This is a genomic window from Oleiphilus sp. HI0128 (assembly GCF_001635365.1).
Window position 1 is genome coordinate 1 of record NZ_LWGG01001303.1, and the last position, 1,008, is coordinate 1,008.

A 1,008-nucleotide genomic window follows, 5' to 3' on the forward strand; every position below is an offset into this window, starting at 1 on the left:
TGGCCAAAGTAGTAAAAGCGACTGTAAGTGAGACTGGAGATATCGAAAGCTACGAGCTAGAACAAGCGCTTATTCAATCTCATAAAAAGCTTAGTTACGAAGTCGTTGGCAGCTTTATTGACCAAGGCGAAGCGCTAGACGAGTGCAGCAGCGATATTCAGGAAAGCCTGAAGCANCTTAAGACTATTGCCGATAAACGATCAGAATTCCGCAACAAGCACAACCTGATTCAAAAAGACCGTCAAGAGTTCTACCTCGAGCTGAATGACCAGGGAAAGATTGCAGAGATCAAACAGAAAGTATTCTCCAGCGCTCACCGTATAGTTGAAGAAGCGATGGTCGCTGCAAACTGTTGCATCGCAGAACTCATTTCCAAAAGCAAACTTCCCGGTATCTACATTAGCCATAAAGGCATACGTGCCGATCGCTTGGAAAGCTTGGATAAAGTACTGCAAGAAAACATTCCTGAGTACAAAGAAGATTCTTTAGCGTCTTTAGACAGCTTTGTTGAACTATCAAAACAGCTTTCCAGTAATGATGAGTTAACTCGCTACCAACTACTTATTTCTCGCCAGTTAGAGAAAAGCCAGCTAAGCCTAGAACCTGCGCCTCACTTCGGCATGGGATTGCAGCAGTATTGCAACTTCACCTCCCCCCTTAGAAAAGCCAGTGACTTTTTAGTACACCGCCAACTCGATGCGATTGCAGCCAACAATGAAAGCTACATTAACGAAGCTCAAATAGAAGCATTAAGTGAGAATTCGAGTAAAGCCAAAAGTGCCGTCTATGATGTTGAGCAATGGCTGAAGTGCCAGTATTTAGCTAAGAACAAACAAACCTTAAATGCTACGATTCATCGTGTCTTTTCTTCTGGTTTTCAAGTTCGTCTAGCAGAAACAGGTATTGAAGGATTTGTCTCAACCAAGGAGATGGAAGGGAAGTATAGCTTTAACCAAGACCTGCTTTGCATCACCAACAAAGAGCAGTCCTTCCAACTCGACCAAGCAG

1 protein-coding gene is annotated in these 1,008 nt (G+C 43.5%); it reads left to right on the plus strand.

Features of this window, described 5'->3' with window-relative positions:
• Window positions 1-1,008, plus strand: a 1,008-nt coding sequence (locus tag A3763_RS21805; protein WP_156495251.1) for an RNB domain-containing ribonuclease, incomplete at both ends; no start/stop codon positions are given.